We start from the raw sequence: 26,170 nt of genomic DNA on the forward strand, positions 1-26,170 counted from the left end.
ACCTAATTTCCAGCGCCCCACCCAAGGAGCACCGATGAGTCACCCGCGCATTAATCCGTCGATCCTATCCGCTGACTTTGCTCGGCTTGCCAGCGAGTTGGAACGTATCCACACCGCAGACGCGGTCCACGTGGACGTGATGGACAACCATTTTGTGCCGAACCTGACCCTCGGGCTTCCGGTGGTGGACGCGCTACAAAAGACCAGCAAGCTGCCGATCGACGTGCACCTGATGATCGAAAACGCCGATCGTTGGGCTCCGGAATATGCGCAGCTCGGTGTGGACTCGGTGACTTTTCACGCTGAGGCCTCCGCCGCGCCGATCCGACTGGCCCGCGAATTGCGTGCCGCCGGATCCAAAGCGGCCATGGCCTTGCGCCCAGCCACCCCAATCGAACCGTACTTGGACATGCTCGGTGAGTTGGACATGATCTTGTTGATGACCGTTGAACCGGGTTTTGGCGGACAGAAGTTCCTGGATTTGGTGTTGCCGAAGATCAAACGTACCGCGCAGGCTATCGCCGGCACCGGCAAGCCGATTGCCCTGCAGGTTGATGGTGGCATCTCTCGGGATACGATCCTGCGCGCCGCCGAGGCCGGGGCTGACGTGTTTGTGGCGGGATCCGCGGTGTATTCTGCGCCCGAACCGGCCGCAGAAATTGACGCATTAAGAAACCTTGCGCGCATCACCCACTAAAATGTGTCAGACTAGGTGTTAATAAACACGAATACGTGCTCCGGGGTCGGTGTAAGTCCGAACCGGCGGTGATAGTCCGCGACCCGCTTCCAAGGCCACAAGCTAAGGTAAGCGGTTGAGCCGGTGAAATTCCGGTACCGACAGTTAAAGTCTGGATGGGAGAAGCACGGGTTTGATTTGCCGTTGGCGTTGCTGACCGGACCGCTCTAGGGAGCCCTCCGCGCACTACGTCTAGGCCATCAAATGCACACCCCCGGAGCCGCCGCTTCGAGAAGGGTGAATGATGGATATTCTGCGGTGGCTCATTGAAGCTTTTAACTCACAAATTGCGATCGGTACCTCGGCACTATTAGTGCGCGAGGTCGTCGGCAATATTTTTGGTCTAGCCAGCGCGCTAGGCGGCATGCGCCGTAAAATCTGGGCTTGGCCCGTAGGCATAATCGGCAACCTCTTACTGCTCACCGTCTTTTTGGGCAGCATTTTCGACACCGGTTATAGCGCCAACCTCTGGGGTCAGGCCGGTCGACAAATTATGTTCATCGCCGTGTCCTTCTACGGATGGGTGCGTTGGAAACAGGCCCGAGATGAAAACGGTGCAAGCCACGCGGTCACCCCACAATGGGCGTCAAACAGGGCCCGAGTGTCTCTGGTTGCGATCCTCATCGTTGGCACCGTGGCGCTGACCCCACTGTTTAGGGCACTAGGCTCTTACGACCCGGTTTGGGCTGACGCCTGGACCTTCGTCGGTTCGCTGCTGGCCACCTATGGCATGGCCAAGGGCTGGGTCGAATTTTGGCTGATCTGGGTGGCGGTGGACGCGGTCGGCGTGCCGTTACTCTTCTCCGCGGGCTACTACGCCAGCGCCTTCATGTATCTGTTCTACGGCGGCTTCACCATCGTCGGCTTCTTCGTCTGGATGAAGGCTAAAAGGAACGAAAAACCGGCGATCGAAACCGAAATGCTCGATCCGACGATCAGGGGGAACAAGTCATGATCGAAACCACAGATCTGGACCAGGCACTGCGCACCGCACTGGAAGCTGCGACGCGTGGGGCGCGCGGGGCCAACCCATTAGTTGGCGCGTGCGTGCTGGACGGGGCGGGACGAGTGATCGCCACCGGTTTCCACCTCGGAGCCGGCAACCCCCACGCGGAAATCGACGCGCTGCGCCGTTTAGGCCGCATGGATCGCGCCCAAGCGGCCGAGCTGACCATGGTGGTCACCTTAGAGCCGTGCAACCACACCGGACGCACCGGCCCCTGCGCGCAGGCGATCGCTAACGCCGGCATCGGACATGTGCACTATGCGATGAGCGATGACACCAGCGCAGCTAGCGGCGGGGCGCAGTTCCTACGTTCGCGCGGCGTAAAGGTAACCCAGAGCGAAAATAATCAGGCTGCCTGGGAACTAAATCACCGCTGGTTCCGTGCCAAGGCAGAAAATCGTCCATTCATCACGGTGAAGACCGCGCAATCCTTGGACGGGCGGATCAATGCGCCCGACGGCAGTAGTCAATGGATTACCTCTGATGCCTCGCGCAATCACTCACACGGGCTGCGCGCCCGCGTAGACGCGATCGTGGTCGGTACCAATACGGTGATCGCCGACGATCCGCGGTTGACCGCACGCACCGCCGCCGGGGGACTGCACGAGCACCAGCCTTACCGCTTTGTGATGGGGCACCGCGAACTGCCAGAAAACCTGGCTCTGGCCTATGACAACAACTGGGAACAGCTGCGCACACACGAGGTCTCCGAGCTCATTGAACGCGCCACCGAGTTGGGCTTTAATCACCTGCTCATCGAGGGCGGTTCGATCATCGCCTCGGCCTTCATCGAAGCCGACCTAGCAGATGAAATCTACTGCTACCAGGCCCCGGTAATTATCGGCGCCGGCAGTACCTCGGTGAATATCGCCTCGGTGACCACCCTGTCCCAGGCTCGACATTTTAGGCTCGACGCCCACCAGTCTGACGCACTCACCCGGCTGGACGCCGACGTGATGATGCATCTTGAACCGCTGCCCGAGCGCGTAGCCAAAACTTTTTAGAAGGAAATCACAGCATGTTTACCGGAATTATCACCGGCACCGGAACGGTACTGGCAATCACCAACCACCCCGAGCAAGACCTCGCCGTGCTCACGCTCAAGGCTCCCGGGCACGCCGAAGACCTCGGACTCGGTGGCTCCCTGGCGGTCAACGGCGTATGCCTGACCGCCACCGAATTAGACGGCGACACCGTCAGTGTAGACGTGATGGGTGAAACCTTGCGGCGCACCAGCACCGGAGCGTTGCATCCGGAGTCGGTCGTCAACCTAGAGCGTTGCACCCCTGCCGGTGCCAGGCTCGACGGGCATGTTGTACAGGGCCACGTCGACGCGGTCGGCACCGTACTGGCCCGCGAGAATCACGGACAGTGGACGACCTTCCGCATCTCGGTACCCGATGACTACGCACCGCTCACCGCGGAAAAAGGCTCCATCGCACTAGATGGCATCTCGCTAACGATCACCGCGGTGTCCCCGGCAAGCGCCACCGGCGCGCACTGGGTGGAGGTCGGCATCATTCCGATCACCTTGCAAGAAACCACCATGGGCACCCGCCAAGTCGGCGACGCTATCAACATCGAGGTAGACGTGCTGGCCAAATACGTGGCACGACTGAACGCGTTTGGAGGCCGAAACTAATGGCCGGCAAGGAACTTGATTCGATCCCTACCGCCTTAGCCGCGCTAGCCGGCGGTGGAGCGGTCGTAGTTGTGGACGACGAAGACCGCGAAAACGAAGGTGACATCATCTTCGCCGCGCAATTTGCCACCCCAGAGCTGATGGGCTTCACCATTCGTTACACCTCCGGGGTAATCTGTGTGCCATTGGAAGCTGTCCGCGCCGATCAGCTGGGCCTGGCACCGATGGTCGGCATCAACCAGGATTCTAAAGGCACCGCCTTCACCGTGTCCTGCGATGCTGCTAGCGGGATCAGCACCGGAATTTCAGCCGCTGACCGGGCGCTGACTTCACGCCTCTTGGCCGATCCTGACACAGTGGCGGCCCAGCTATCGAGGCCCGGGCATATCTTCCCGCTGCGCGCGGCAGCCAACGGCGTGCTTGAACGCCGCGGTCACACCGAAGCGGCCGTGGACCTTTGCCGCGGTGCGGGACTTGAACCGGTGGGTGTGATCGGAGAAATCGTCAACGACGATGGATCGATGATGCGACTCGATGAGCTACGCGTCTTCGCCGAAGAGCACCAATTACCGCTGATCAGCATCGACGATTTAGCTCGCTGGCGCCGGGTTAACGACGAAATTGCGTTGACCGAAGCGGTCAAACTGCCCACCCCCTTTGGCATCTTCAGCGCCCGGGCCGCCTCGGTGGAAGGCCACGAACATATTGTGCTCAGCCACCCGGCCCCCACCGTGGATGGGCCGACGAACCTGGTGCGCATTCACTCTGAATGCCTCACCGGCGACGTCTTCGGGTCCTACCGTTGTGATTGCGGCGAGCAGCTTCACGCGGCACTGGAGCAGATTGCCGCCGAGGGCGGACACCTGGTGTACGTTCGCGGACACGAGGGTCGCGGCATCGGGTTATTCAACAAGTTGCGCACCTACGCGCTACAAGAAACGGGTGTGGATACGCTCGACGCAAACCTGCACCTGGGCTTCCCGGCGGATGCGCGCGAATACTTCGCGGTCGCCGCGATCCTCAAACACCTGGGTATTGACGAGATCCGCTTGCTGACTAACAATCCAGATAAGCAGGCACAGCTCATTCAAGCCGGCGTGCACGTCACCGAGCTGGTCCCTAGCCGCATCGCCCCGCGCAGCGAAAACGAAAGCTACCTGCGCACCAAACAGCAGCGCTTCGGCCACGACCTGCAATTGCCGCACACTAAAACCACCTTCTAATAAAGCTAGAAACCAAGATTTTTAAGGAGAACCCTATGAGCAAGCACGGAGCCCCGAGCAACGTCGCCGATGAACTAAAGGCACTTGACCTCTCCGGTCTTAAAGTCGCGATCATTGCCGCCAGCTGGCATGAGGTCATCATGAATGGCCTGATCGACGGCGCGCAGCGTGCCGCTCTCGACGCGGGCATCAAACCCACTCTGATCCGCGTACCGGGCACCTTCGAGTTACCAGTGGCCGCCAGCCATCTGGCACAGAACTACGATGCGGTGGTCGCGCTCGGCGTGGTGATCCGCGGCGGAACCCCACACTTCGATTACGTCTGCCTGGCCGCGACCAACGGGCTAACCGACGTTTCGGTCAATACCCGTACCCCGGTGGGCTTCGGCGTGCTCACCTGCGATGACGAAAAGCAGGCGCTAGACCGCGCAGGTTTGGAAGGCTCCAGCGAGGATAAAGGCTACGAAGCCTTCTCCGCCGCTGTGATGACCGTCGCAGCACTACGCTGAAATAGGGTTTTGGCGTCACAAAGCGAGCTAGAAGTTCGAGCGTTGGTCGGAAAACCGATAAGCTGGTGCACGTGAAAACTTTTGACGAGCTCTTCAGCGAATTGTCGCTCAAGGCCCAAACCCGCCCGGAAGGCTCTCGTACCATCGCCGAACTCGATTCGGGTGTCCACGGCATCGGCAAGAAAGTTGTCGAGGAAGCCGCCGAAGTATGGATGGCTGCCGAGTACGAAAGTGACGAAGAAACAGCGGAAGAAATCTCTCAGCTGCTCTACCACTTGCAGGTTTTGATGATTGCCAAGGGTCTATCCTTGGCCGACGTTTACAAGCATCTCTAGCCGTCGCGCTGCTGCGACCGGGTTTTCAACTCGGTCGTAGGCATCGCCCGGCGGCAGTAACAACGGCCAATTAATCCCTTGGCGCTTGTTTTTGGCAACTCGCCGCAGCGCCACACTCATGAAACGAGTAAATAAATGCTACGCGTAGCCCTGCCCAACAAAGGCGCACTGTCCGAAATCGCTTCCACCATGTTTAAGGAAGCCGGGTACCTCCAGCGTCGCGACACCCGCGAACTGGTACTCGTCGACGAGGAGAACCAAGTTGAGTTCTTCTACCTGCGCCCCCGCGATATCGCCGTCTATGTCGGTCGCGGCATCTTAGACATTGGAATTACCGGTCGCGATCTATACCTAGACGCCGATGTTGACGACGACGTGGAAGAGCAGCTCTCGCTCGGAATCGGCAAGTCGGCCTTCCGCTTTGCCGCCCCGGTGGGCGCGTTCAGTTCCATCGAGGAACTTAACGGCAAGCGTATTGCCACCAGCTACGACATTCTGCTTGATCACTTCCTGAAGAAGAACGGTATCAACGCCAGCGTTGTCCGACTCGACGGTGCCGTGGAATCCTCGGTACGCCTCGGCGTAGCCGACGCCATCGCCGACGTTGTCGAAACCGGCAACACCATCAAGGCTGCCGGGATGGAAATCTTTGGCGACGTGCTGCTACAGTCCGAAGCGGTGCTCATCGGTCGTGTCGGACACAAGCCAGCCGGACTTGACGTGCTGATTCGCCGCCTCTCTGGCGTGCTTGTTGCGCGCCAGTACGTGATGCTGGACTACGATATTCGTCGCACACAGGTCGAAGAGGCTTGCGCGCTGACCCCTGGTTTAGAGTCGCCTACGGTCTCTGACCTCGCGAACTCCGACTGGTGCGCGGTGCGCGCAATGGTTAAAAAATCGCAGACCAACAACATCATGGACGAGCTGTACGATGTCGGCGCCCGCGCGATTCTGGTCAGCCAGATCCACGCTTGCCGCATCTAGCCACGCCAACTCAGGAGAAACAGCTCATGACCGTAGCAATCCGTGTCATTCCCTGCCTTGACGTTGACGCCGGCCGGGTAGTTAAAGGTATCAATTTTGAAGGCTTGCGTGACGCCGGTGACCCGGTGGAACTCGCCCGTCGATACAATCTGGCCGGAGCCGACGAACTCACATTCCTCGATGTCACCGCGTCCAGCTCCGATCGCGAAACAACTTTTGAAGTTGTCCGGCATACGGCTGAAGAAGTTTTCATTCCGTTGACCGTTGGTGGGGGAGTGCGCGCCGCAGAAGATGTAGATCGTCTGTTGCGCAACGGTGCCGATAAGGCTTCGATCAACACCGCAGCGGTGGCCCGACCTGAGGTCATCAACGAAATTACCGAACGTTTCGGTTCGCAGGTATTGGTTCTTTCGCTCGACGCACGTCGTACCGACGATCCAAATATCGCTTCCGGCTACGAGGTCACCACTCATGGTGGCCGTAAAGGCACCGGTATGTGCGCGGTGGCTTGGGCCAAAGATGCCGCCGAGCGTGGCGTCGGTGAGATTTTGTTGAACTCGATCGATGCCGATGGGACCAAGGACGGGTTCGATCTGGAAATGATTCGTGCCGTGCGTGCCGCGGTGAAGGTTCCACTGATCGCTTCCGGCGGCGCGGGCAAGCCCGAAGACTTCCCGCCCGCGATCGAAGCGGGAGCGGACGCGGTATTGGCTGCTTCGATCTTCCACTTCGGCCCAACCGACATGATCGCCAAGGTCAAAGATAAGATCCGTGAAGCCGGTTACCCGGTCCGCTAATCTGTGTTTCTAAGATGGGCCAGTTCATTCTCCGTGAATGAACTGGCCCATCTTTGTACGTAGACCCTGGCTACTATTGACTAACTAATCACGGGCGATGAGTTCCTTTTTCGTTCTCCAGACATCGATTTCAATTGGGTCGCTAGGTACCGCAGCTTGCCCCGGAATTGACTGCCAGGGTCCGCCATCAACACTGAACTCACCTCGGAACAACGTCGTGAGTCCAACACTGTAGGTACCGGTTTCCTTATAGGAGTGGCTTGTTGGTGTCTCATCGCGGAGCGTATGGTTTGGAGCCGGCTCACCCGGGAAGTCTAGGTTCCTTGTATTTCCGTCACCGTACTTCCAATTCCATCCGTCTGGAATCGCTTTCACTCGTACTTGTGTGCCGAGTACCGTTGAATTGAAAGACTGGCTTTCAGTTTCAGCCCAGAAGTGAGAATTCCCGTTTCGTAACGAGAATTTTTCGGGATCGCTCTGCAAATCGGACGCCAGTATTGGAAATGCTCTGAACTGTTCGGGGGACACCCTAATTTCAACTACGAATTCGTCTTCGGGAAGTTCAGGGTCGAACGATTCGCCAGGACAAAGTCTAAAAGTTCTTATGACTTGGCCGGCATCGTCGCCGTCGAGACTGATAATTTGACGCATAAAAGGGACCGAGCCGTCTGGGCACTGGCCTTCATCTGAGTTTGAATCGCATCCGCTAACGTTCTCAAGTCCAGGAATGCAGATATTTGAATCTTTATACTTATATTTGGGTTTTTCAGGTTTTTGAATTAATTCAGGCTGTGGCGCTCTGTACCAGGTATCGTTCTTATCCCTAGAATCATTCTCGTTCTGGTCGCATTTCCAATAGATAATAATCTTACGGTCTATAAGTTTTTCCACTTTTGTGCAGGCTTCTTGCTGCATGGAAGATTTCTCTCCGTAAGAGCTCGGTTCTGACGACGTCGAACCGAGCATCAATGCAATCGCTACCGAGAATAGCCCGGCTAAGGTCGAGAGAATCATGAGTTTTCGTCTATCACGAGAATCTTTTCGACAACCCATCCCTTATCAAATTTCAATTGTAGGGTTGCCTGAGTCGTGCCTGTAGCTTCATATTTAGCGATTGGATTATCAGCGATGGTGTAAGTTTTCGACTCGTTTATTTTAAAATTTAGGGTAACGAGTGCCCTGTTCTTGGCGGACTTGTACGAATCAACTGCCGCGTATTCATACTCTCCACCAACTTGCCACTGATTAATGGACTTACTATGTGTGGCAGGATCAATAATCGCTTCGCCACAGAGTTGGCACTGTCGAGACGTCACCTTTTCAATTGGTTTAGTGATGTTCGTTTCGCCGACGTAGTTCATTAGCTGAAAGTAGTACTCACCGAATGCCTGCGCACCTTGCTCAGAATTCTTATGGGCTAATGCGGTGTATTCGGGTACTGGAACATTCTTCGCGGGACCTTTAGCCGTCGCTGGCTGATATTTAGGCTTCGTCGGTGATGGCGACGGCGTCGGTGAAGGGGATTTTTCAACCGAGGGTGAAGCCGATTCTGGAGGCTGCGGGGGAGAAGCACCGCCGGTGCAGGCGGTAACCGTCAATGCACAGGCCAAAAGGATCGATTGTGCCATTGCATTTTTCCGAGTGTTCATCAGAACTCTCCGAGCATGTCGAGGATAGCGTGTGAGCGTTAGCCTAGACCCATTGCGCGGCTATTGGGAGAGGTAAGCCGAAACCTGTGGATAACGAAAGATAGACCTTCGGCTAGGAAAAGTGCCGAACGGAGTTAAAGCGAAGGGTGGTATCCGCGGATAATTTGCAACGCGCTTTCGCCAGCTTCGAAGGTGACTAGGGCTTCCGAAGTGCGACCGGAGGCATACATGGTTAACTCGGTCACCGGTCCATTTACGGAAACCGCGTTAGGTGCTTTCTTTGCCACATGACGCTGTCCATCGGGGCGACAAAGAATGATTCCGACCGGAGCTTTACGGAAAAAGTAACGCGAGGTTTTGAGCAGTGATTGCCACAATAGCTCGGTGTATTCCTTGTCCAGTACGCGCGGGGCCCACTGGCTGCGCGCGCGTCGAACGTCTTCGGTATGAATGAAAAACTCGTTCAGGTTCAGCGCCTTATCAAGTTTCTCAAATGCGAACGGCGAGTAACTTTTCGGCCCAGAACGGAATCGTCGCACCAGGGCGGCGTAGCGTTCGGGGGTTTGTGATTCATCGGCGAGCTCGTGCAGGCGCGCTTCAAGTTTCGAAGCGACTGGCTTGAGGACAACGCCGGCGCTGAGCAATGAATTTTCGCGCAGAACGAGGTGCGCGGCGAGGTGTCGAGTCTGCCAACCGGCACACAGGGTATCGGCGGTGGGGCCTGCTGCGAGCAGGGTCTCGGCCAACGCTAAACGGGAAGCTTGAACTAGGTGCATCACCTCTGAAACTAGCACGTACAGCGGGTTCTTGCGCGCTCCATGCGGCGGGTGTCGCCCAACGGTTAACTTTGACTCTCAGCGGTGCGTCATGCTCGGGCACCTCGGCGGTGAAACCCAGTATGCTAAAGGGGATGTCTACTTCGCATAGTGGCTCGAATTCGAGCTCCGAAACAGAAAAACTTGACCCGCAGATCGCGCAAAAACTAAAGCGTGATGCCAATGGGCTCTTCGCCGCGATCGTGCAACAGCATGACACCGGGATGGTGCTGATGCTCGGCTGGATGGACGACGAGGCGTTGCGCCGCACCCTGACCAGTGGGCGAGTCACCTTCTATTCGCGCTCACGGCAAGAATATTGGCGCAAGGGTGATACCTCCGGGCACTCGCAGTATCTGAAGTCAGCCGCGCTGGACTGTGATGGCGACGCGTTACTGCTCAAGGTTGACCAAGTGGGAGCCGCTTGCCATACGGGCACGCAATCTTGCTTCACCGATCGTGAGCTGCCGGCCACCATCGGCCACCGCCCGAGCTAGTTCTGCGCCGGTAGTACGGCCGCGCCCGGGCCGATTTTCGGGCGGCATCACCTGAGTTTTAAGCGTTGAAAAGAAGTTAAATGAAAACCCTAGGCAAGATATCCCCGTCCCGCGAAGCCTTTTTGGCTATGGCACCGAACCGCCGCGTCATTCCGGTCACCATTTCGGTGCTGGCAGATTCGCTGACCCCGATCGGTTTATACCGCTCGTTGGCTGGCGGACGCCCGGGCACCTTCTTGATGGAGTCGGCCGCCCCCGGTGGGGTGTGGAGCCGCTACTCCTTCGTCGGGGTGAACTCGCCGGCAACGCTGAGCACCCGCGGCGGGGAAGCGTATTGGCAAGGACATGTACCCGAGGGCTTGCCCACCGGTGGGGTGAGCGTTGAGGTTTTGCGCGACACCGTGCGCGCGCTGCACACCGAACCGGTGCCCGGAATGCCTCCGCTAACCGGCGGCATGGTCGGCTTCATCGGCTGGGAATGCGTACGGCACTGGGAGCATCTGCCCAATCCGCCGATCGATGACCTAAACATCCCGGAACTGAGCATGAACCTGGTTGCCGACATGGCAGCGCACGATGCGACCGAGGGGACCGTGACGCTGATTGCCAACGCGATCAACTTTGACGGTAGCGCGCAACGCGTCGAGCAGGCCTACGATGGCGCGGTGGCTCGACTGCAGGCGATGCTCGATCAGCTGGGCAGCCCACTAGAAACGACCGCCACCACCTTGCAAGGCACCGATGTGCCACGCGAGAAGTTGATGGAAGAGGTCACTCACTCCTGGGCGGAAAATCAGTACCTGGACGCGCTAGCCAAGTCGAAAGAGGCGATCGTGGATGGGGAAGTCTTCCAGATCGTCGTTTCGCGGCGCTTTGAACTTGAAACGCAGGCCGACGCGTTGGACGTCTACCGGGTGTTGCGGGCGACGAACCCGAGCCCATATATGTACCTGTTCAACTTTGAAAACGAGGATGGCGAGCCGTTCCAGATCGTCGGTTCATCCCCGGAGGCGCTGGTTACGGTCAACGACTCCCACGTGGTCACACACCCGATCGCCGGATCCCGGCCACGCGGGGCAAACTACGAGGAAGATCAGCTCCATGAAAAGTCCTTGCTGGCCGATGAGAAGGAACGCGCCGAGCACCTGATGCTGGTGGATCTCTCGCGCAATGACCTCTCCCGGGTCTGCAAGGCAGGCACCGTGGAAGTCACCCAGTTTATGGAGGTCGAACGCTTCAGCCACATCATGCACCTGGTCTCCAATGTGGTCGGTAAGGCGCGTGAGGATGTTGACGCGTACGACGTGCTCGCGTCCACCTTCCCGGCCGGGACCCTGTCAGGGGCGCCCAAACCACGCGCTTTGCAGCTCCTGGATCAGTACGAACCGTACCGCCGCGGGGTGTACGGTGGCGTGGTGGGTTATCTGGACTTCGCCGGCGACATGGATATGGCCATCGCGATCCGTTCCGCCTTGCTCAAAGACGGCCGCGCCTATGTGCAGGCCGGCGGCGGTATCGTCAACGATTCAAATTTCGCCGATGAAGCGCTAGAAACCGTGAATAAGGCTGCGGCTCCGCTGCGTGCGGTATACGCCGCCGCAACGATGCGCCAAGCCCAAACCGAAATTGGTGAAAGCAAGTGAACAAACACCTATCTGCCCGCAATACCGCGCTGCTCGGCGTGCTCGGTGCGTTGCTGGGCCTGTGGACCGCGACGCGTACCTGGATTACCGTCGACGTGGAATCGGGCACCGTGCAGGTCCCGCAAATTGTCGTCGATGGGTCCACCGCCGCAGCCTCGGTGACCGCGGTCTGTGTGGCGGTGCTGGCCGGAGCGCTGGCGCTGCTGATCGCCGGAAAGATCGCGCGCTACATCATCGGGGTAATTACCGTCTTAGCCGGTGCCTCGGTGATCACCTCCGGAATCAGTACCCTAGCTAACCCGCAGGCGGCGGCGACCAGTGCCGTCGCGGAGGCCACCGGGCTGACCACTAGTGCCGGGGATTATGCGGTGTCCGTGTGGCCCACGATCACCGTGCTGGCCGGGGTGATCATCGTGCTCCAAGGCCTACTTGTTCTGGTGATCAGCGGGCGCTGGAAGAAGAGCTCAAAGTACGACCGGAAGGTCAGTACCGCCGGGCAGCCGCCGGCGGATCCACAATCGCGTGGCATCTCCGATTGGGAGCAGCTGTCCAAGGGTGAGGATCCCACCACCGGCGAACGCTAAGTGATGCCCACCACCAAGGTGAAATGAAGCGCCGTGGAATAGGCCAACTGTGCGGGCAAGTGGCAGAATAGTAATCGAAGACCAAAGCGCTGGCCGTTTCACGCAGACGGAGCGCACCCCCAGAAGAGTAAAGGGACACATCTAGTTATGTCGCAAAACACCGAGATTGATCCGGTATACACCGAAGAAATCGGCCACGGCAACTCGATCGCAGCCTGGGCCTGCGTCGGCATTATGACCATCGGCTTCATCATCGGCGGGATCGCTTTCGCATTCCACAATTCCACCGTGGTGTACGCGTCCATCGGTGTCGTAGTGCTCGGCTTGATCGTCGGCTGGATCATGAAGAAGGCCGGTTTTGGTGTGGGCGGTTCGCGCAGCGGAGCAGCACACTAAATTGAGCGTACTTGATGACATCATCGCGGGCGTCCGGGAAGACCTGGGCGCCCGTCGCGCCATCCTGAGTCTGGACTCGGTCAAAGCCGCGGCGCAGGACACCCCGGCCGCGCTCGATGCCTACGCCGCACTGGGTGGACACGCAGATCAGGGCGCCCGAGACACCACCTTAAAGGTGATCTCCGAGGTCAAACGCAAGTCGCCCTCCAAGGGAGCGCTCGCGCAGATCTCAGAACCAGCGGTGCTTGCCGCAGCCTACGAGGCCGGCGGCGCGTCGGTCATCTCGGTGTTGACCGAAGCCCGACGTTTTGGTGGCTCCCTAGCCGACCTGGACGCGGTGCGTGCCGCGGTGCGTATTCCGGTGCTACGCAAGGACTTCACGGTCGATGAGTACCAGATTTACGAGGCCCGCGCCCACGGTGCGGACCTGATATTGCTAATTGTTGCGGCCCTAGATGATGAAACCTTGGCCAGTTTCCTACAATTAACTCACCAGCTAGGCATGAACGCTCTGGTGGAGACGCATACCGAAGAAGAAATCGCCCGAGCCGTGAAGGTCGGAGCGAAAATTATCGGTGTGAACGTGCGCAATTTGAAAACGCTCGACGTGAACGTTGACACCTTCGCACAGTTGGCTCCGTTGTTGCCGCTCGACGCGGTGGTCATCGCCGAATCCGGTGTGGAGTCGGTGGCGCAGGTGCAAACCTATGCGGCGGCCGGCGCCGACGGCATTCTGGTCGGTGAGGCGCTGGTGAAACACGCTGACCCGCAGGCTACCGTGGCGCAGTTCATCGCCGCCGGGACAGCTGCCAAACCGGCACGCTAAGCACGGCGCATCCAGTTTTTGATGCCCCGCCAAGGAACGCTCCTTGGCGGGGTATCGCCCAACATTTTCAAGAAAGAGGGAGTCGATGAACGCATCGGATGACTCGTTGAAACATGCAAGTGGACCCTACTTTGGCCAGTATGGGGGACGTTGGATGCCCGAATCGCTGATGGCGGCCATGGATCAGTTGACGCAGACTTTCGAGGATGCCAAGGCCGATCCAGCGTTCATCGAAGAGGTCAAAGAGCTCAACCGGAACTACTCCGGACGCCCCTCACTGCTCACCGAGGCGAAGCGTTTCTCCGCACAGGCCTGTGGCGGCGTGCGGATTTTCTTGAAGCGTGAAGACCTCAACCACACCGGTAGCCACAAGATCAACAACGTGCTCGGCCAAGCACTACTGGCCAAGCGCATGGGTAAGACCAGGATCATCGCGGAAACCGGTGCCGGCCAGCACGGCGTCGCCTCGGCTACCGCGGCCGCCTTGATGGGCCTTGAATGTGTGGTCTACATGGGCGCCGAAGACACCCGCCGACAGGCGTTGAACGTCGCGCGCATGCAGCTGCTTGGCGCCACCGTGATCCCGGTGACCGTAGGCTCCCAAACGTTGAAAGACGCGATCAATGAGGCGTTGCGCGACTGGGTCGCCAACGTAGATAACACCCACTACCTATTGGGCACCGCTGCCGGCGGCCACCCATTCCCGGCCATGGTGCGTTACTTCCACCAGGTGATCGGCGAAGAAGCCCGCGAACAGGTGCTCGCACAGACCGGACGCCTACCGGACGCCGTGACCGCCTGCATCGGCGGTGGCTCGAACGCCATCGGCATCTTCCACGGTTTCCTGGATGACAAAGAGGTTGAACTGTACGGCTACGAGGCCGGCGGCGACGGCGTGGATACCGGCCGTCACGCCGCGACCATCACCCTGGGCAAGCCCGGCGTGCTGCACGGCGCGAAGAGCTACCTGATGCAGGACGATGACGGTCAGACCATCGAATCCCACTCGATTTCCGCTGGGTTGGACTACCCAGGTGTGGGCCCGGAGCATTCCTACCTGGCCGACATTGGCCGGGTGCACTATGAGCCGGTCACCGATACCGAGGCCATGGACGCGTTTAAGATCCTGTGCCGCACCGAGGGTATTTTGCCGGCGATCGAGTCCGCTCACGCCTTGGCCGGAACCATTCGTTTGGCCCAGCGCAAGCTCGCCGAGGGCGCAAAGCCCGAGGACACGATCATCATCGCGAACCTCTCGGGGCGTGGAGACAAGGATGTTTCCACCGCCGCGCAATGGTTTGGAATGCTCGAAGACGATGCAGCTAACACCCCGGAAGGCAACTAAATGTCGCGTGTGACAAGTGCAGAAAAGATCGCGGCGGCACGTGCCGAGGGACGTCCGGCGCTGATCGGTTACCTGCCGGCGGGCTTTCCAGATGTGGAAACCAGCATCGAGGCAGCCGTCGCGCTAGCCGAGAACGGTGTGGATGTTATCGAAATGGGCATCCCCTACTCGGATCCGGTGATGGACGGCGCGGTGATCCAAGAAGCCACGGTCCAGGCGTTAGCCAACGGATTCCGCGTCTCGCAAATCTTTGACATCGTGCGTGGGATTACCCAGCGCACCAACGCCGCGGTCATGGTGATGACCTATTGGAACCCGGTGCTCAGCCTCGGCGTGGACGAATTTGCTAGGCGCTTTGCCGAAGCTGGCGGCGCCGGTCTGATCACCCCGGACCTGGTGCCCGACGAAGCCGATGAATGGTTTGCAGCCAGCGAAAAGTACGACCTGGAGCGGGTCTTTTTGATCGCGCCGAGCTCCGCCGAGGCCCGCGTGAAACGAACCGTCGAGGCATCGAGCGGATTCGTTTACTGCGTTTCGCTGATGGGTGTCACCGGTGCACGCTCCGAGGTCTCCTCCGCCGCCCAAGCGGTAGTGGACGCGGCACATGGCGCCGGTGCGGAAAATGCCTGCGTCGGTTTGGGTGTCTCGCGCCGCGAACATGTGCAAGAAATCGGCAGCTACGCCGACGGCGTGATCGTCGGTACCGCACTGGTTGCCGCGCTACGTGACGGGGGAGTGCCGGCCGTGGGCCGCCTAGCCGCGGCATTGAGCGGACGGGCCTAAGAGATGTTTCCGGCTTCCATCCCGTCTCCGCCGGTCGAGTTTTCAAAGTTTTCGCTCGGCCCGCTGACCATCCACGCCTATGCGCTGTGCATCTTGGTGGGCATCGTGCTGGCGCTCTGGCTGACCAGCCGACGAATGCGCGCCCGCGGCGGGGATTCGGATCAGCTCTGGGACATCGTTATTTGGGCGATTCCTTTCGGCATCGTCGGCGGACGGCTCTACCATGTGCTGATTACCGATCCCGGTTACTATTTTGGGCTCGGCGGGCGGCAGTCGCACTGGGCCGAGATTCCGCAGCTATGGCTGGGCGGACTAGGTATTATGGGGGCGATCTCGCTTGGCATCGTCGGTGCCTGGATAGGTTGTCGACGCACCGGGGTGCGGCTTTCGGCGTTTATCGACGCGGTGGCGCCGGGCGTACTGCTGGCCCAGGCCGCCGGACGTTGGGGCAACTGGTTTAACCAGGAGCTCTTTGGTGCGCCGACCACCCTACCCTGGGGACTACAGATCGACCCGGAACACTACAACTTCCCCGCCGGGCTCCCGGCTGACACGCTCTTTCACCCCACCTTCCTCTACGAATCACTGTGGAATGTCCTAGGTGTGGTGGTGCTGCTCGCGCTGGATAAGAAGTTCAAACTGCGCCGCGGGGCGATGTTCTGCTGCTACGTGATCTGGTACGGCATCGGCCGCACCTTCACCGAATCGCTACGCCTAGACCCAGCAGAAATCATCACCATCGGGCCGCTTTCGCTGCGCATCCACCAGTGGTTGGCCATCGGCTTGGTAATTTTCGGTTCGCTGGCGCTGAGCTATGTGTTGGCCAAGCTACGCCCCGAGGGCAAAGATTCGCTGTTTATCGACGGACGGGAACCGGCTGCCGTGCAAGCCGGCGCTCCTGCGTCCGAGTCCGAGTCCGCGTCCGAAGAGACGCTGAAACCTACCGGGGTCGAGAAAAAATCGACTACCGATGAGCAGTCCCCACCGACGGCCTAACTCTTGAGCTAGACAGCGGTGCAAACCGGGGAGCAGACACCTAACATTAGGTGTCTGCTCCCCGGTTTTTTGTGCCCACTGCGCAGAATTTGATGCGGCAGATCCGGACCGACACCGCGGATTTGAGTCTTTCCTTAACATTTTCGAAACAAAACTGCGTGCCAGCAAGAAACATAATGCGCGTATTGTGAAGCTACACGTCCGGACGAGTCCGCCTTTCGGCGAGCCCGATCGGACGTAGAAAAAGAACCACAGCGCGGTGGATTCCTGCACCCTGCAACGCAGGTAAGGCGAGCGGCAGAGACTACCGATCAGCAATTTATCGGCCCGACCCGGCTCGCCTTTCACCGCACACCCCACGAAAGGCACGCTCATGAGCACGACCGGAGTCCAGCTGAACGCTTCGCCAGGTTTAGGCGGGGAAGTTACCTCGCCCTACACCCGATTCTCCGCGATTCCACCGGCACAGGGTTTATATGATCCGGCCGCGGAGAAGGACGCCTGTGGTTTAGCGATGATCGCCTCGCTGAAAAATGCCGCCTCGCATCAGATCGTCACACATGCACTGACCGCGCTGCGCCGCCTAGAGCACCGCGGCGCAATCGGTGCCGATGAGGGCACCGGCGACGGGGCAGGCATCTTGCTGCATCTGCCCGATGGTTTTTTCCGGGCGGTTACCGAATTTGAACTGCCTGCCGCCGGAACTTACGCCGTCGGTATGGGCTTTTTGCCGGCCGAGCCTGGCGAAGCCGAATTCGCTCGCAACGAGCTAGAATCGCTGGCGGCCGAAGAGTCGCTGCGCGTACTGGGCTGGCGCGAGGTGCCAGTTGATGCCTCGGTACTCGGCGCCTCCGCGCGCAAGGTGATGCCAAAGATCACCCAATTTTTTGTCACCGGCTCCGCCACGGCGTTGAGCAGTCGTGAACTAGATGCCGCGGCCTGGCGTATCCGCCGCCGCGCGCACAACAAGATCGGCGTGTACTTCGCGTCATTCTCCGCGCAAACCATCGTCTACAAGGGCATGGTTTCCACCGCGCAACTCGAACCGTTTTACCCAGACCTGTCCGATGCGCGCTTCGCTAGCCGCTGCGCGATCGTCCACTCACGTTTTTCCACCAATACCTTCCCTTCCTGGCCGCTGGCCCAACCCTTCCGAAGCATCGCGCATAACGGCGAGATTAACACCGTCAAGGGCAACCGCAACTGGATGCGCGCTCGGCAGTCCACGCTGTCCGCCTCGCTTCTTGGCGAGGTCCCCGAGGAACTGTTCCCGATCTGCACGCCCGGCGCCTCGGATTCGGCCTCCTTCGACGAGGTCGCCGAGATGCTGATGCTCTCCGGTCGCAACGTCAGCGAAGCGATCATGATGATGATCCCGCAGCCGTGGGAGAACGACGAAACTATGGACGCGGATCTGCGCGCCTTTTACGAATACCACTCGATGCTCATCGAACCGTGGGATGGCCCGGCCGCGGTGTGCTTTACCGATGGGCAGATGGCCGGCGCCGTGCTGGACCGCAACGGTCTGCGTCCGGCCCGCTGGTGGGTGACCGATGAAGACCTAGTGGTGCTTGCCAGCGAGGTCGGCGTCATCGACACCGCAGAGGAGCATATCCTCGCCAAGGGCCGCGTGGCCCCGGGCAAAATGTTCGCCGTGGACTTAGCCGGTGGGCGGATAGTGGCCGACGCGGAAATTAAAGCACAGGTGGCAGCCGCTAAACCCTGGCGTCAATGGGTGGACGCAAATCTGAAGACGCTTGACGATTTTCCAGATCTTGAACATGTGCGTCACTCCTCGGCCTCGGTGCAATTGCGCCAGCTAACCTTCGGTTACACCACCGAGGAGCTGCGCATCCTGCTGGCGCCAATGGCGAGCACCGGAGCTGAACCACTGGCCGCAATGGGCACCGACACACCCATCGCCGCGCTAGCGGATCGTCCGCGTCTGCTCTTTGATTACTTCACCCAGTCCTTCGCCCAGGTCACTAATCCGCCACTGGACGCGATCCGTGAAGAACTGGTGACCTCCATGGGTACCAGCATTGGTCCGGATGGCAATTTGCTCTCGCTGGACCGCGTGCCGCAGACCCACATTTCACTCGATTACCCGGTGCTTTCCAACGACCAATTGGCCAAGATCGTGAATTTGCGCGATGAGCAGGGGGAGAAGTACTCGCTGAAGGTGCGCGGGCTGTACCGCCCGGCCGGCGGCGAATCGGAGTTGCGCGCCAGGCTGCAAGAAATCTGTGAGAAGGTCTCCGCCGCGGTGAACCGTGGGGTGCGCTACCTGGTGCTCTCGGACCGTGATTCCTCCGCCGCGTGGGCGCCGATCCCGTCATTGCTGCTGACTTCCGCGGTGCACCACCACCTGCTGAAAAGCTCAAACCGTACCCGCGTGTCACTCATTATCGAATCCGGCGATGCTCGCGAGGTGCATCATATCGCCGCGCTGATCGGTTACGGTGCCTCGGCAATCAACCCGTATCTGGCCCTAGAATCCGTGGAAGAATTGGCCGAGCAGGGCGAATTGCCCGGGGTCGACGGCGCACTGGCCAGCTCGAACCTGCGCAAGGCGCTGGGCAAGGGTGTGCTGAAGATTATGTCCAAAATGGGCATTTCAACGGTCTCCAGTTACTGCGGTGCGCAAACCTTTGAAGCCATCGGGCTGTCCAAGCGCGTGGTCGATCAGTACTTTACCGGGACCACCACGAAGCTTTCGGGCATTGAGCTGGAGGTGGTGGCCGCCGAGGCTGCCGCCCGCCACGCCCGCGCCTACCCGGAAAATTCCGGTGGCGCTCAGCCCAATGAGTTGGAAACCGGTGGCGAGTATCAGTGGCGCCGCAACGGGCCACCGCATCTTTTTGACCCGCAAACCGTCTTCCGCCTGCAGCACTCCACGCGCACCCGCCGCTATGACGTGTTCAAGCAGTACACCCAGGCGGTAGACGATCAGGCAACGCAGCTTAAAACCCTGCGTGGCCTGCTGGAATTTGATACCACCGGGATCACTCCGATCGACATTGACCAGGTGGAACCGGTCAGCGAGATCGTGAAGCGTTTCGCCACAGGGGCGATGAGCTACGGCTCGATCTCCGCCGAGGCCCATGAGACGCTGGCGATCGCGATGAACCAGCTCGGGGCAAAATCTAACACCGGTGAGGGCGGCGAAGATCCCGAACGGCTGCTCGATCCGGCGCGCCGCAGCGCGGTGAAGCAGATCGCTTCGGGCCGTTTTGGGGTGACCAGTCTTTACCTGACCAACGCCGATGACATCCAGATCAAGATGGCCCAGGGTGCCAAGCCCGGTGAGGGTGGCCAGCTGATGAGCCAGAAGCTCTACCCATGGGTGGCTAAAACGCGTCATTCCACCCCGGGTGTGGGACTGATTTCGCCACCGCCGCACCACGATATCTATTCGATCGAGGACCTGGCCCAGCTGATTCACGATGCGAAGTGCTCCAACCCTTCGGCGCGGGTGCACGTGAAGCTGGTCTCCGAGTCAGGCATCGGCACCGTGGCCGCCGGCGTGGCGAAGGCCAAGGCCGACGTGGTGCTGATCTCCGGCCATGATGGCGGTACCGGTGCTAGCCCGATGAATTCGCTCAAGCATGCCGGAACCCCCTGGGAACTGGGCCTAGCCGAGGCGCAGCAAACGCTGATCCTCAACGGGCTGCGCGACCGGGTGACCGTGCAGGTTGACGGGCAGCTAAAAACCGGGCGTGATGTGCTCATTGGTGCGCTTTTGGGTGCCGAAGAGTTCGGTTTTGCCACCGCCCCGTTGGTGGTTTCTGGGTGCATTATGATGCGCGTATGCCATCTGGACACCTGCCCGGTAGGCGTCGCCACGCAGAATCCTAAGCTGCGTGAGCGATTCACCGGTAAGGCCGAATTTGTGGTGAACTTCTTCGAGTTCATCGCCCAAGAGGTCCGCGAGTTGTTGGCCTCATTGGGCGCGCGCACGCTGCAAGAAGTGATCGGCCGGGTTGAACTCTTAACCGGGTCCGCCTCGCAGTTAGCCGCGCATGAAAAAATTCAGGGGTTGGCGCTGGATGCGATCACTCATGTGCCGGCCGTGGAATTAGCAGCACGCAGCCGACGGATCGGCCAAGATCATGGGTTGGAAGCGCATCTGGACCAGAAGTTGTTAGCCGCTGCGCAACCGGCCTTACGCGATCGAATTCCCGTGGTGCTCGATGCACCGATCGTAAACACCGACCGTTCAGTGGGTACGTTGCTTGGTCACCACGTGACCAAAACTTTCGGAATCCAGGAGTTGGCAGCGGATACGATCCAGGTGAATCTGACCGGCCGTGCAGGCCAGTCGCTGGGCGCGTTCCTGCCCGCTGGGATCACCGTGCAACTGTCCGGAGACGCCAACGACTACGTGGGCAAGGGTTTGTCAGGGGGCCGAATCGCCATTCATCCGCCGCACACCACGCTGTCTCAACCAGAGGAGCAGGTGATCGCCGGAAATGTTGTCGGTTACGGCGCAACGAGCGGCGAATTGTTTATCAACGGCATGGTTGGCGAACGTTTTGCGGTGCGTAACTCGGGAGCGTCGATCGTTACCGAAGGCATCGGCGAACACGGCTGTGAGTACATGACCGGCGGTCAGGTACTGATTTTGGGTCAGACCGGGCGTAACTTTGGCGCCGGGTTCTCCGGTGGCACCGCCTGGGTGTTGGACTTCGACCGGGCCACACTGAACCCGTTGGCTGCTGCCCAGGGCGATTTGCTGATCGGCGCCGTCACCGATGCGGAGGCTGAGAGCATTTTTGCGCTGCTCACCGAGCATATTGCGCTGACCGCCTCACCGTTGGCGCAACGTTTGGTGCTCGATTGGGAGAACACCCGCACCCGGCTGAGCAGCATCATCCCGCGCGATTTTGCCGCGGTTCAACAAGTTCGTGCCCAGGCCGCAGCCGACGGGGAAAACCCCGATTCGCCGCAGGTGTGGAGCAAAATTTTGGAGGTGACCCGTGGCTGATCCACGAGGTTTTTTGAAGGTAACCGATCGCGTCACGCAACCTAAACGTCCGGTTCCGATCCGCCTGATGGACTACAGCGAAGTGCTCGAACGTCAAACGGCGGGCACCTTAACCGCGCAGGCCGGTCGCTGCATGGATTGTGGCGTCCCCTTCTGCCATAACGGGTGCCCGTTGGGAAACCTGATCCCGGAGTTTAATGACTTGACCTACCGGGGTCGGATGGACGACGCTGCCGCGAGGTTGCTGAGCACCAACAATTTTCCGGAGTTCACCGGGAAACTGTGTCCGGCTCCCTGTGAAGCTGCCTGCGTGTTGGGCATCAACCAGCCTGCGGTGACGATCAAGCAGGTCGAGGCCGAGCTGGCCGAACATCTGATGGAGCAAGGCGATTTTGTGCCTTACCCGCCGGCTCGTCATACCGAGCGCCGTGTGGCGATCGTCGGTTCGGGCCCGGCCGGATTAGCGGCCGCACAGCAGTTGACCCGCGCCGGCCACACCGTGGCGGTATATGAGCGTGACGAGGCGATCGGCGGATTACTGCGCTTTGGGATTCCTGACTTCAAACTCGAAAAACAGGTGATCGATCTGCGCCTGGCGCAAATGGAGGCCGAAGGGACGATCTTCCGCACCGGCATCGAGATTGGTAAGGACATCAGCTGGGAGCAGCTACGCCGAGACTATGACGCGGTGGTTGTTGCCACCGGGTCCACCGTTCCGCGTGAGCTGCCGGTGCCTGGGCACGATCTTGACGGGGTGCATCACGCGATGGAGTTCCTCACCGAGAGCAATCGTGTGGTTTCCGGTGTACAGCAGAGCACCAGCATCGACGCCAAAGGCAAACATGTGATCGTGCTTGGCGGAGGGGATACCGGTTCGGACTGTATCGGTACCGCGCTGCGTCAGGGGGCCGCCTCGGTGACCACGTTGGCGATCGGTGTGAAGCCGCCGACCGAACGCAGTGACAATCAGCCGTGGCCGATGATGCCGTTGCTTTTTGAGGTGCAATCTTCACATGAAGAAGGTGGGCAACGTAATTATCTCGCCTCAACGGTGAACTTCGTTTCCGGCGAGGGAACCGAGAAAAATAAGGTGATCGGTGTTACAGTTGCAGAGACAGAGATCGTTGCTGGTAAGCGCCTGCCGAAGCCTGGAACCGAACGCGTACTCAAAGCGGATCTGGTACTGCTGGCTCTTGGTTTTACCGGTCCGGAACCTTCCGGACTTACCCAGGCGCTGAGCATCGATTTTGACAACCGGGGCAACGTCGCCCGAGATGGCTACTACATGACAAATACCGAAGCGGTGTTTGTCGCCGGAGATGCTGGTCGGGGGCAGTCGCTGATCGTCTGGGCTATCGCCGAGGGTCGCGCATGCGCCGCCTCGGTCGATAAATTCCTGACGGGTTCGACTAATCTTCCTGCACCTGTTGCTCCAAATGATAGAGCCATCAGCATCATTTGAATGGCATAAGCTTTGATGCGACGAATCCACCATGGATTCGTCGCATTTTGCCTATGTAAACTTGAAAGGCATTTGGCTGACGGTATGAGACGCGCAAAAATTGTGGCAACATGGGGCCCGGCCCTAGCTAGCTATGAAAACACAGTAGCGGTACTCCAAGCGGGCGTTGACGTCGCCCGACTAAACATGAGCCATGGGGATTACTCCATGCATGCTCAATCTTTGGCGAATGTGCGTAATGCAGCCGCCGAGGTGGGACGTGCGGTCGGTATCTTCGCCGACCTGCAGGGCCCTAAAATTCGTTTGGGACGCTTCAAGGACGACGCCAAGTTCATCTTGGAGGTCGGCGAGAAGTTCACCATCACCATCGAAGACATCCAGGGCACACGCAACCTGTGCTCCACCACGTTTAAGGGCCTGCCAACCGACGTGCAGCCCGGCGACTTCCTGTTGATCAATGACGGCAAGGTCAAGCTCAAAGCACTTGAGGTCACCGACACCGAGGTTCGCTCCGAAGTAGTCGTCGGCGGCGAAGTATCGAACAATAAGGGTATTAACCTGCCAGGCGTTGCGGTTAATGTGCCGGCGCTGAGTGAAAAAGACGAAGATGACCTGCGTTGGGCCATTCGTGCCGGCGTGGACATGGTTGCCTTGTCCTTCGTGCGCAACGCGAGCGATATCGACCGCGTGCACGAAATCATGGACGAGGAAGGCCGCCGCCTGCCGGTGATCGCAAAGATCGAAAAGCCGCAGGCAGTCGCTGCCCTCGAAGAAATCACCCACGCCTTCGACGCGATTATGGTCGCTCGTGGCGATTTGGGTGTGGAACTGCCACTGGAAGAAGTTCCACTGGTGCAGAAGCGTGCGGTAGAGCTTGCTCGTCGCTGGGCTAAGCCGGTCATCGTCGCCACCCAGGTGCTCGAATCGATGATCGAATCGCCAACCCCAACTCGCGCGGAAGCTTCGGACTGCGCTAACGCGGTACTTGATGGCGCCGACGCGGTCATGCTTTCGGGGGAGACCTCCGTAGGTGCTTACCCGGTGGAAACCGTGGAGACGATGTCACGCATCATTTCCTCCACCGAACAGCACGGGCTGGATCGCATCCCACGCCTTGGCTCGCAGCCAAAGACCCGAGGTGGCGCGATCACCCGCGCCGCGGTGGAGATCGCCGATCAGCTCGACGCGAAATACATCGTCGCTTTCACCCAGTCCGGTGATTCGGCCCGTCGCCTATCGCGCCTGCGCCCGAAGAAGCCTGTGCTGGCATTCACCCCACTACAGCAGACCTACAACATCATGACGCTGATGTGGGGCGTGCAGGCTCGTTTGGTCGCTTACGCGGATCACACCGATAAGATGACCGCACAGGTTGACGAACAGCTGCTCAGCGAAGGCTTGGCGGAAATCAATGACCTGGTCTGCATCGCTGCCGGTTCCCCTCCGGGACAGGCCGGTTCGACCAACTCGCTACGCGTACACAAGGTCGGTGACCTGGCCGATGCCGGGCAGCTGGTTGACGGCAAGCCGATGCCAGTACGTGAGCACGTTGGGCCGTGGGCACCATCGAATGTTTCAACGCCTAAAGACCTGTAAATCACCGTTTCGGGTACTTAGCTAAAAACCTGCCCGCACGCCTTCAAATGTGAGGTGTGCGGGCAGGTTTTTTCGTTGCCAGGCGGTATTTCGGATTCTTGCGACATGCGTCACATTTTGGCTCAATGGTTAACGAAAAATGCCGTCGAACAAAGTTTTCACTCTGTTCGACGGCATCTGCCTTGTGCCCAAGGTGGGACTCGAACCCACACATCTTTCGATACTGCATTTTGAGTGCAGCGCGTCTACCGATTCCGCCACTTGGGCGAGCACATTGACGAGTTTACTAGAGGTTTCGTAGATTTCCTAATCGAGAACCTCGCGTCATCGCCTCGATAATCGTACATGCAAGTAGGCTTAGATAGGAAACCGGAGCAGCGCGGCTCGCGGAGAAATAATTCTTTACTTTTGTCAGCACCCCGGCAGAAACGCAGACCACGAAGGAAGGCGCCCTATGAGCGAGCTACCAGAAATCACCAAAATCCCCTCCGAGGCGCCCGCCAGTGCGCGTCGGGTGATCGTGGCCGAGGACGAGACGCTGATCCGTCTGGACATCGTCGAAATCCTCCGTTCCGAAGGCTACGACGTGGTCGCCGAGGTCGACAATGGGCAAAGTGCACTAGAGAAGGCACGCGAACTAAAGCCGGACCTGGTCTTGATGGACGTGAAGATGCCGGTCATGGATGGCATTACCGCGGCGGAAGCCATCGTCAAGGAACGCATCGCCCCGGTAGTCCTGCTCACCGCGTTTAGTCAGAAGGAATTGGTGGAGCGTGCTCGCGAAGCTGGCGCCATGGCCTACGTGGTTAAGCCTTTCACCCCGGCAGACCTGACTCCAGCCATTGAAATTGCGATCTCCCGCAATGACGAGCTGCGTGCGCTGGAAGAAGAAGTCAGCAACCTGGCAGAGCAGTTCGAGACCCGCAAGCTGGTTGATCGCGCTAAGTCGCTGCTGATCACCAAGATGGGCTTGACCGAGCCAGAGGCTTTCCGTTGGATCCAGAAAACCTCTATGGATCGCCGCCTGAGCATGCGCCAGGTCGCCGACACCGTGATCGATCAGGTTAAATAACCGAAGCAAAGTACTCCAATGCCGAGAATCCCGGCCATGTGCGCCAAGCCACCTATGGTTTGGCGCACATTTTTTAGTTTAAAAATAAATCAATCCGGCTAGTTTGCGCGAGTTTGTTCAATGCACACCAACTGTTCACCCAGATTTTGATGCCTAGGTGTTGACAGTTCAGATTGACGTATCTGCTCAGGGGCATAAGATTGAAATTGCGCTTTGAGCCCAATCTGGCACGACACTCTTTTTCCTCGGATTTTGTCGCTCTCAGCCCAAGTTCTTTTTCCTTGCCG

The 26,170-nt window shown here is 59.2% G+C and carries 24 protein-coding genes, 1 tRNA gene and 1 riboswitch; of the genes, 21 read left to right on the forward strand and 4 right to left on the reverse strand.

All coding sequences use genetic code 11. The annotated features are described in order from the left end of the window. Positions 1-34 precede the first annotated feature (34 nt). The 9 genes from rpe to hisF all read left to right on the forward strand — a co-directional run bounded on the left by rpe (position 35) and on the right by hisF (position 7,232). Positions 35-697 (forward strand): ribulose-phosphate 3-epimerase, encoded by a 663-nt coding sequence (gene rpe, locus CQ011_RS00510; RefSeq protein ID WP_105673650.1) that lies wholly within the window; start codon positions 35-37, stop codon positions 695-697. Between the two features lie 32 nt (positions 698-729). Further along, positions 730-868: riboswitch (FMN riboswitch) on the forward strand. Between the two features lie 112 nt (positions 869-980). Then, positions 981-1,691 (forward strand): nicotinamide riboside transporter PnuC, encoded by a 711-nt coding sequence (gene pnuC / locus CQ011_RS00515; protein ID WP_105674938.1) that lies wholly within the window; start codon positions 981-983, stop codon positions 1,689-1,691. Next, complete coding sequence (gene ribD, locus CQ011_RS00520) at positions 1,688-2,746, forward strand: bifunctional diaminohydroxyphosphoribosylaminopyrimidine deaminase/5-amino-6-(5-phosphoribosylamino)uracil reductase RibD (protein WP_105673652.1); 1,059 nt, start codon at positions 1,688-1,690, stop codon at positions 2,744-2,746. The genes pnuC and ribD overlap by 4 nt, the downstream gene beginning before the upstream one ends. A gap of 14 nt (positions 2,747-2,760) precedes the next feature. After that, positions 2,761-3,384, forward strand: a complete 624-nt coding sequence (locus CQ011_RS00525; RefSeq protein ID WP_105673654.1) for a riboflavin synthase — start codon at positions 2,761-2,763, stop codon at positions 3,382-3,384. Next, positions 3,384-4,607 (forward strand): 3,4-dihydroxy-2-butanone-4-phosphate synthase, encoded by a 1,224-nt coding sequence (gene ribB / locus CQ011_RS00530; RefSeq protein ID WP_105673656.1) that lies wholly within the window; start codon positions 3,384-3,386, stop codon positions 4,605-4,607. Before CQ011_RS00525 ends, ribB begins: the two co-directional genes overlap by 1 nt. 35 nt (positions 4,608-4,642) lie before the next feature. Next, positions 4,643-5,116: a 6,7-dimethyl-8-ribityllumazine synthase gene (gene ribH, locus CQ011_RS00535; RefSeq protein ID WP_105673658.1), complete on the forward strand. Its 474-nt coding sequence runs from the start codon at positions 4,643-4,645 to the stop codon at positions 5,114-5,116. Positions 5,117-5,187: 71 nt separating this feature from the next. Further along, positions 5,188-5,451, forward strand: a complete 264-nt coding sequence (locus tag CQ011_RS00540) for a phosphoribosyl-ATP diphosphatase (protein ID WP_105674940.1) — start codon at positions 5,188-5,190, stop codon at positions 5,449-5,451. Between the two features lie 135 nt (positions 5,452-5,586). Next, positions 5,587-6,435 (forward strand): ATP phosphoribosyltransferase, encoded by an 849-nt coding sequence (gene hisG, locus CQ011_RS00545; RefSeq protein WP_105673660.1) that lies wholly within the window; start codon positions 5,587-5,589, stop codon positions 6,433-6,435. 26 nt (positions 6,436-6,461) lie between these two features. Next, positions 6,462-7,232, forward strand: a complete 771-nt coding sequence (gene hisF / locus CQ011_RS00550) for an imidazole glycerol phosphate synthase subunit HisF (protein WP_096253822.1) — start codon at positions 6,462-6,464, stop codon at positions 7,230-7,232. An 84-nt stretch (positions 7,233-7,316) separates the two neighbouring features. On the opposite strand, the gene CQ011_RS00555 is transcribed toward hisF, so the two are convergent. From CQ011_RS00555 to CQ011_RS00565, 3 genes are all read right to left on the reverse strand, one after another. Then, the gene (locus CQ011_RS00555; protein ID WP_146112535.1) at positions 7,317-8,246 is read right to left on the reverse strand and encodes a hypothetical protein; all 930 of its coding nucleotides are present in this window, start codon (positions 8,244-8,246) and stop codon (positions 7,317-7,319) included. Further along, complete coding sequence (locus CQ011_RS17625) at positions 8,243-8,881, reverse strand: DUF6318 family protein (RefSeq protein ID WP_146112536.1); 639 nt, start codon at positions 8,879-8,881, stop codon at positions 8,243-8,245. Before CQ011_RS17625 ends, CQ011_RS00555 begins: the two co-directional genes overlap by 4 nt. A gap of 134 nt (positions 8,882-9,015) precedes the next feature. Further along, positions 9,016-9,675, reverse strand: coding sequence for a TIGR03085 family metal-binding protein (locus CQ011_RS00565; protein ID WP_105673666.1), 660 nt, complete (start codon positions 9,673-9,675; stop codon positions 9,016-9,018). A 116-nt stretch (positions 9,676-9,791) separates the two neighbouring features. Here CQ011_RS00565 and hisI point away from each other — a divergent pair, with 116 nt between their 5' ends. From hisI to pyk, 11 genes are all read left to right on the forward strand, one after another. Further along, positions 9,792-10,193, forward strand: coding sequence for a phosphoribosyl-AMP cyclohydrolase (hisI, locus tag CQ011_RS00570; RefSeq protein WP_105673668.1), 402 nt, complete (start codon positions 9,792-9,794; stop codon positions 10,191-10,193). 80 nt (positions 10,194-10,273) lie between these two features. Then, complete coding sequence (locus CQ011_RS00575) at positions 10,274-11,836, forward strand: anthranilate synthase component I (protein ID WP_105673670.1); 1,563 nt, start codon at positions 10,274-10,276, stop codon at positions 11,834-11,836. Then, positions 11,833-12,420, forward strand: a complete 588-nt coding sequence (locus CQ011_RS00580) for a Trp biosynthesis-associated membrane protein (protein ID WP_105673672.1) — start codon at positions 11,833-11,835, stop codon at positions 12,418-12,420. The genes CQ011_RS00575 and CQ011_RS00580 overlap by 4 nt, the downstream gene beginning before the upstream one ends. A 147-nt stretch (positions 12,421-12,567) precedes the next feature. Next, positions 12,568-12,816: an HGxxPAAW family protein gene (locus tag CQ011_RS00585; RefSeq protein WP_105673674.1), complete on the forward strand. Its 249-nt coding sequence runs from the start codon at positions 12,568-12,570 to the stop codon at positions 12,814-12,816. 1 nt (position 12,817) lies between these two features. Beyond that, positions 12,818-13,642, forward strand: coding sequence for an indole-3-glycerol phosphate synthase TrpC (trpC, locus tag CQ011_RS00590; RefSeq protein ID WP_105674942.1), 825 nt, complete (start codon positions 12,818-12,820; stop codon positions 13,640-13,642). Positions 13,643-13,727: 85 nt separating this feature from the next. Continuing rightward, positions 13,728-14,987, forward strand: coding sequence for a tryptophan synthase subunit beta (gene trpB, locus CQ011_RS00595; RefSeq protein ID WP_105673676.1), 1,260 nt, complete (start codon positions 13,728-13,730; stop codon positions 14,985-14,987). Further along, positions 14,988-15,770: a tryptophan synthase subunit alpha gene (gene trpA, locus CQ011_RS00600; protein WP_105673678.1), complete on the forward strand. Its 783-nt coding sequence runs from the start codon at positions 14,988-14,990 to the stop codon at positions 15,768-15,770. Between the two features lie 3 nt (positions 15,771-15,773). Further along, entirely contained in the window at positions 15,774-16,766 is a 993-nt protein-coding gene (lgt, locus tag CQ011_RS00605) for a prolipoprotein diacylglyceryl transferase (protein WP_105673680.1), read from the forward strand. Positions 16,767-17,139: 373 nt separating this feature from the next. Next, positions 17,140-21,753, forward strand: a complete 4,614-nt coding sequence (gene gltB, locus CQ011_RS00610; protein WP_105673682.1) for a glutamate synthase large subunit — start codon at positions 17,140-17,142, stop codon at positions 21,751-21,753. Next, positions 21,746-23,215 carry a glutamate synthase subunit beta gene (locus CQ011_RS00615; protein WP_105673684.1) on the forward strand — a complete coding sequence of 490 codons (1,470 nt, stop codon included), beginning with the start codon at positions 21,746-21,748 and terminating at the stop codon, positions 23,213-23,215. The genes gltB and CQ011_RS00615 overlap by 8 nt, the downstream gene beginning before the upstream one ends. A gap of 84 nt (positions 23,216-23,299) precedes the next feature. Next, positions 23,300-24,811: a pyruvate kinase gene (gene pyk / locus CQ011_RS00620; RefSeq protein ID WP_105673686.1), complete on the forward strand. Its 1,512-nt coding sequence runs from the start codon at positions 23,300-23,302 to the stop codon at positions 24,809-24,811. Between the two features lie 185 nt (positions 24,812-24,996). On the opposite strand, the gene CQ011_RS00625 is transcribed toward pyk, so the two are convergent. Then, positions 24,997-25,078, reverse strand: a tRNA-Leu gene (locus CQ011_RS00625). A 187-nt stretch (positions 25,079-25,265) separates the two neighbouring features. Between CQ011_RS00625 and CQ011_RS00630 the strand changes: the two genes are divergently transcribed. Continuing rightward, complete coding sequence (locus CQ011_RS00630) at positions 25,266-25,883, forward strand: ANTAR domain-containing response regulator (protein ID WP_105673688.1); 618 nt, start codon at positions 25,266-25,268, stop codon at positions 25,881-25,883. The last annotated feature ends 287 nt before the right edge of the window (positions 25,884-26,170 follow it).

It is taken from the genome of Arthrobacter sp. MYb213 (genome assembly GCF_002979915.1).
Taxonomy (GTDB): domain Bacteria; phylum Actinomycetota; class Actinomycetes; order Actinomycetales; family Micrococcaceae; genus Glutamicibacter.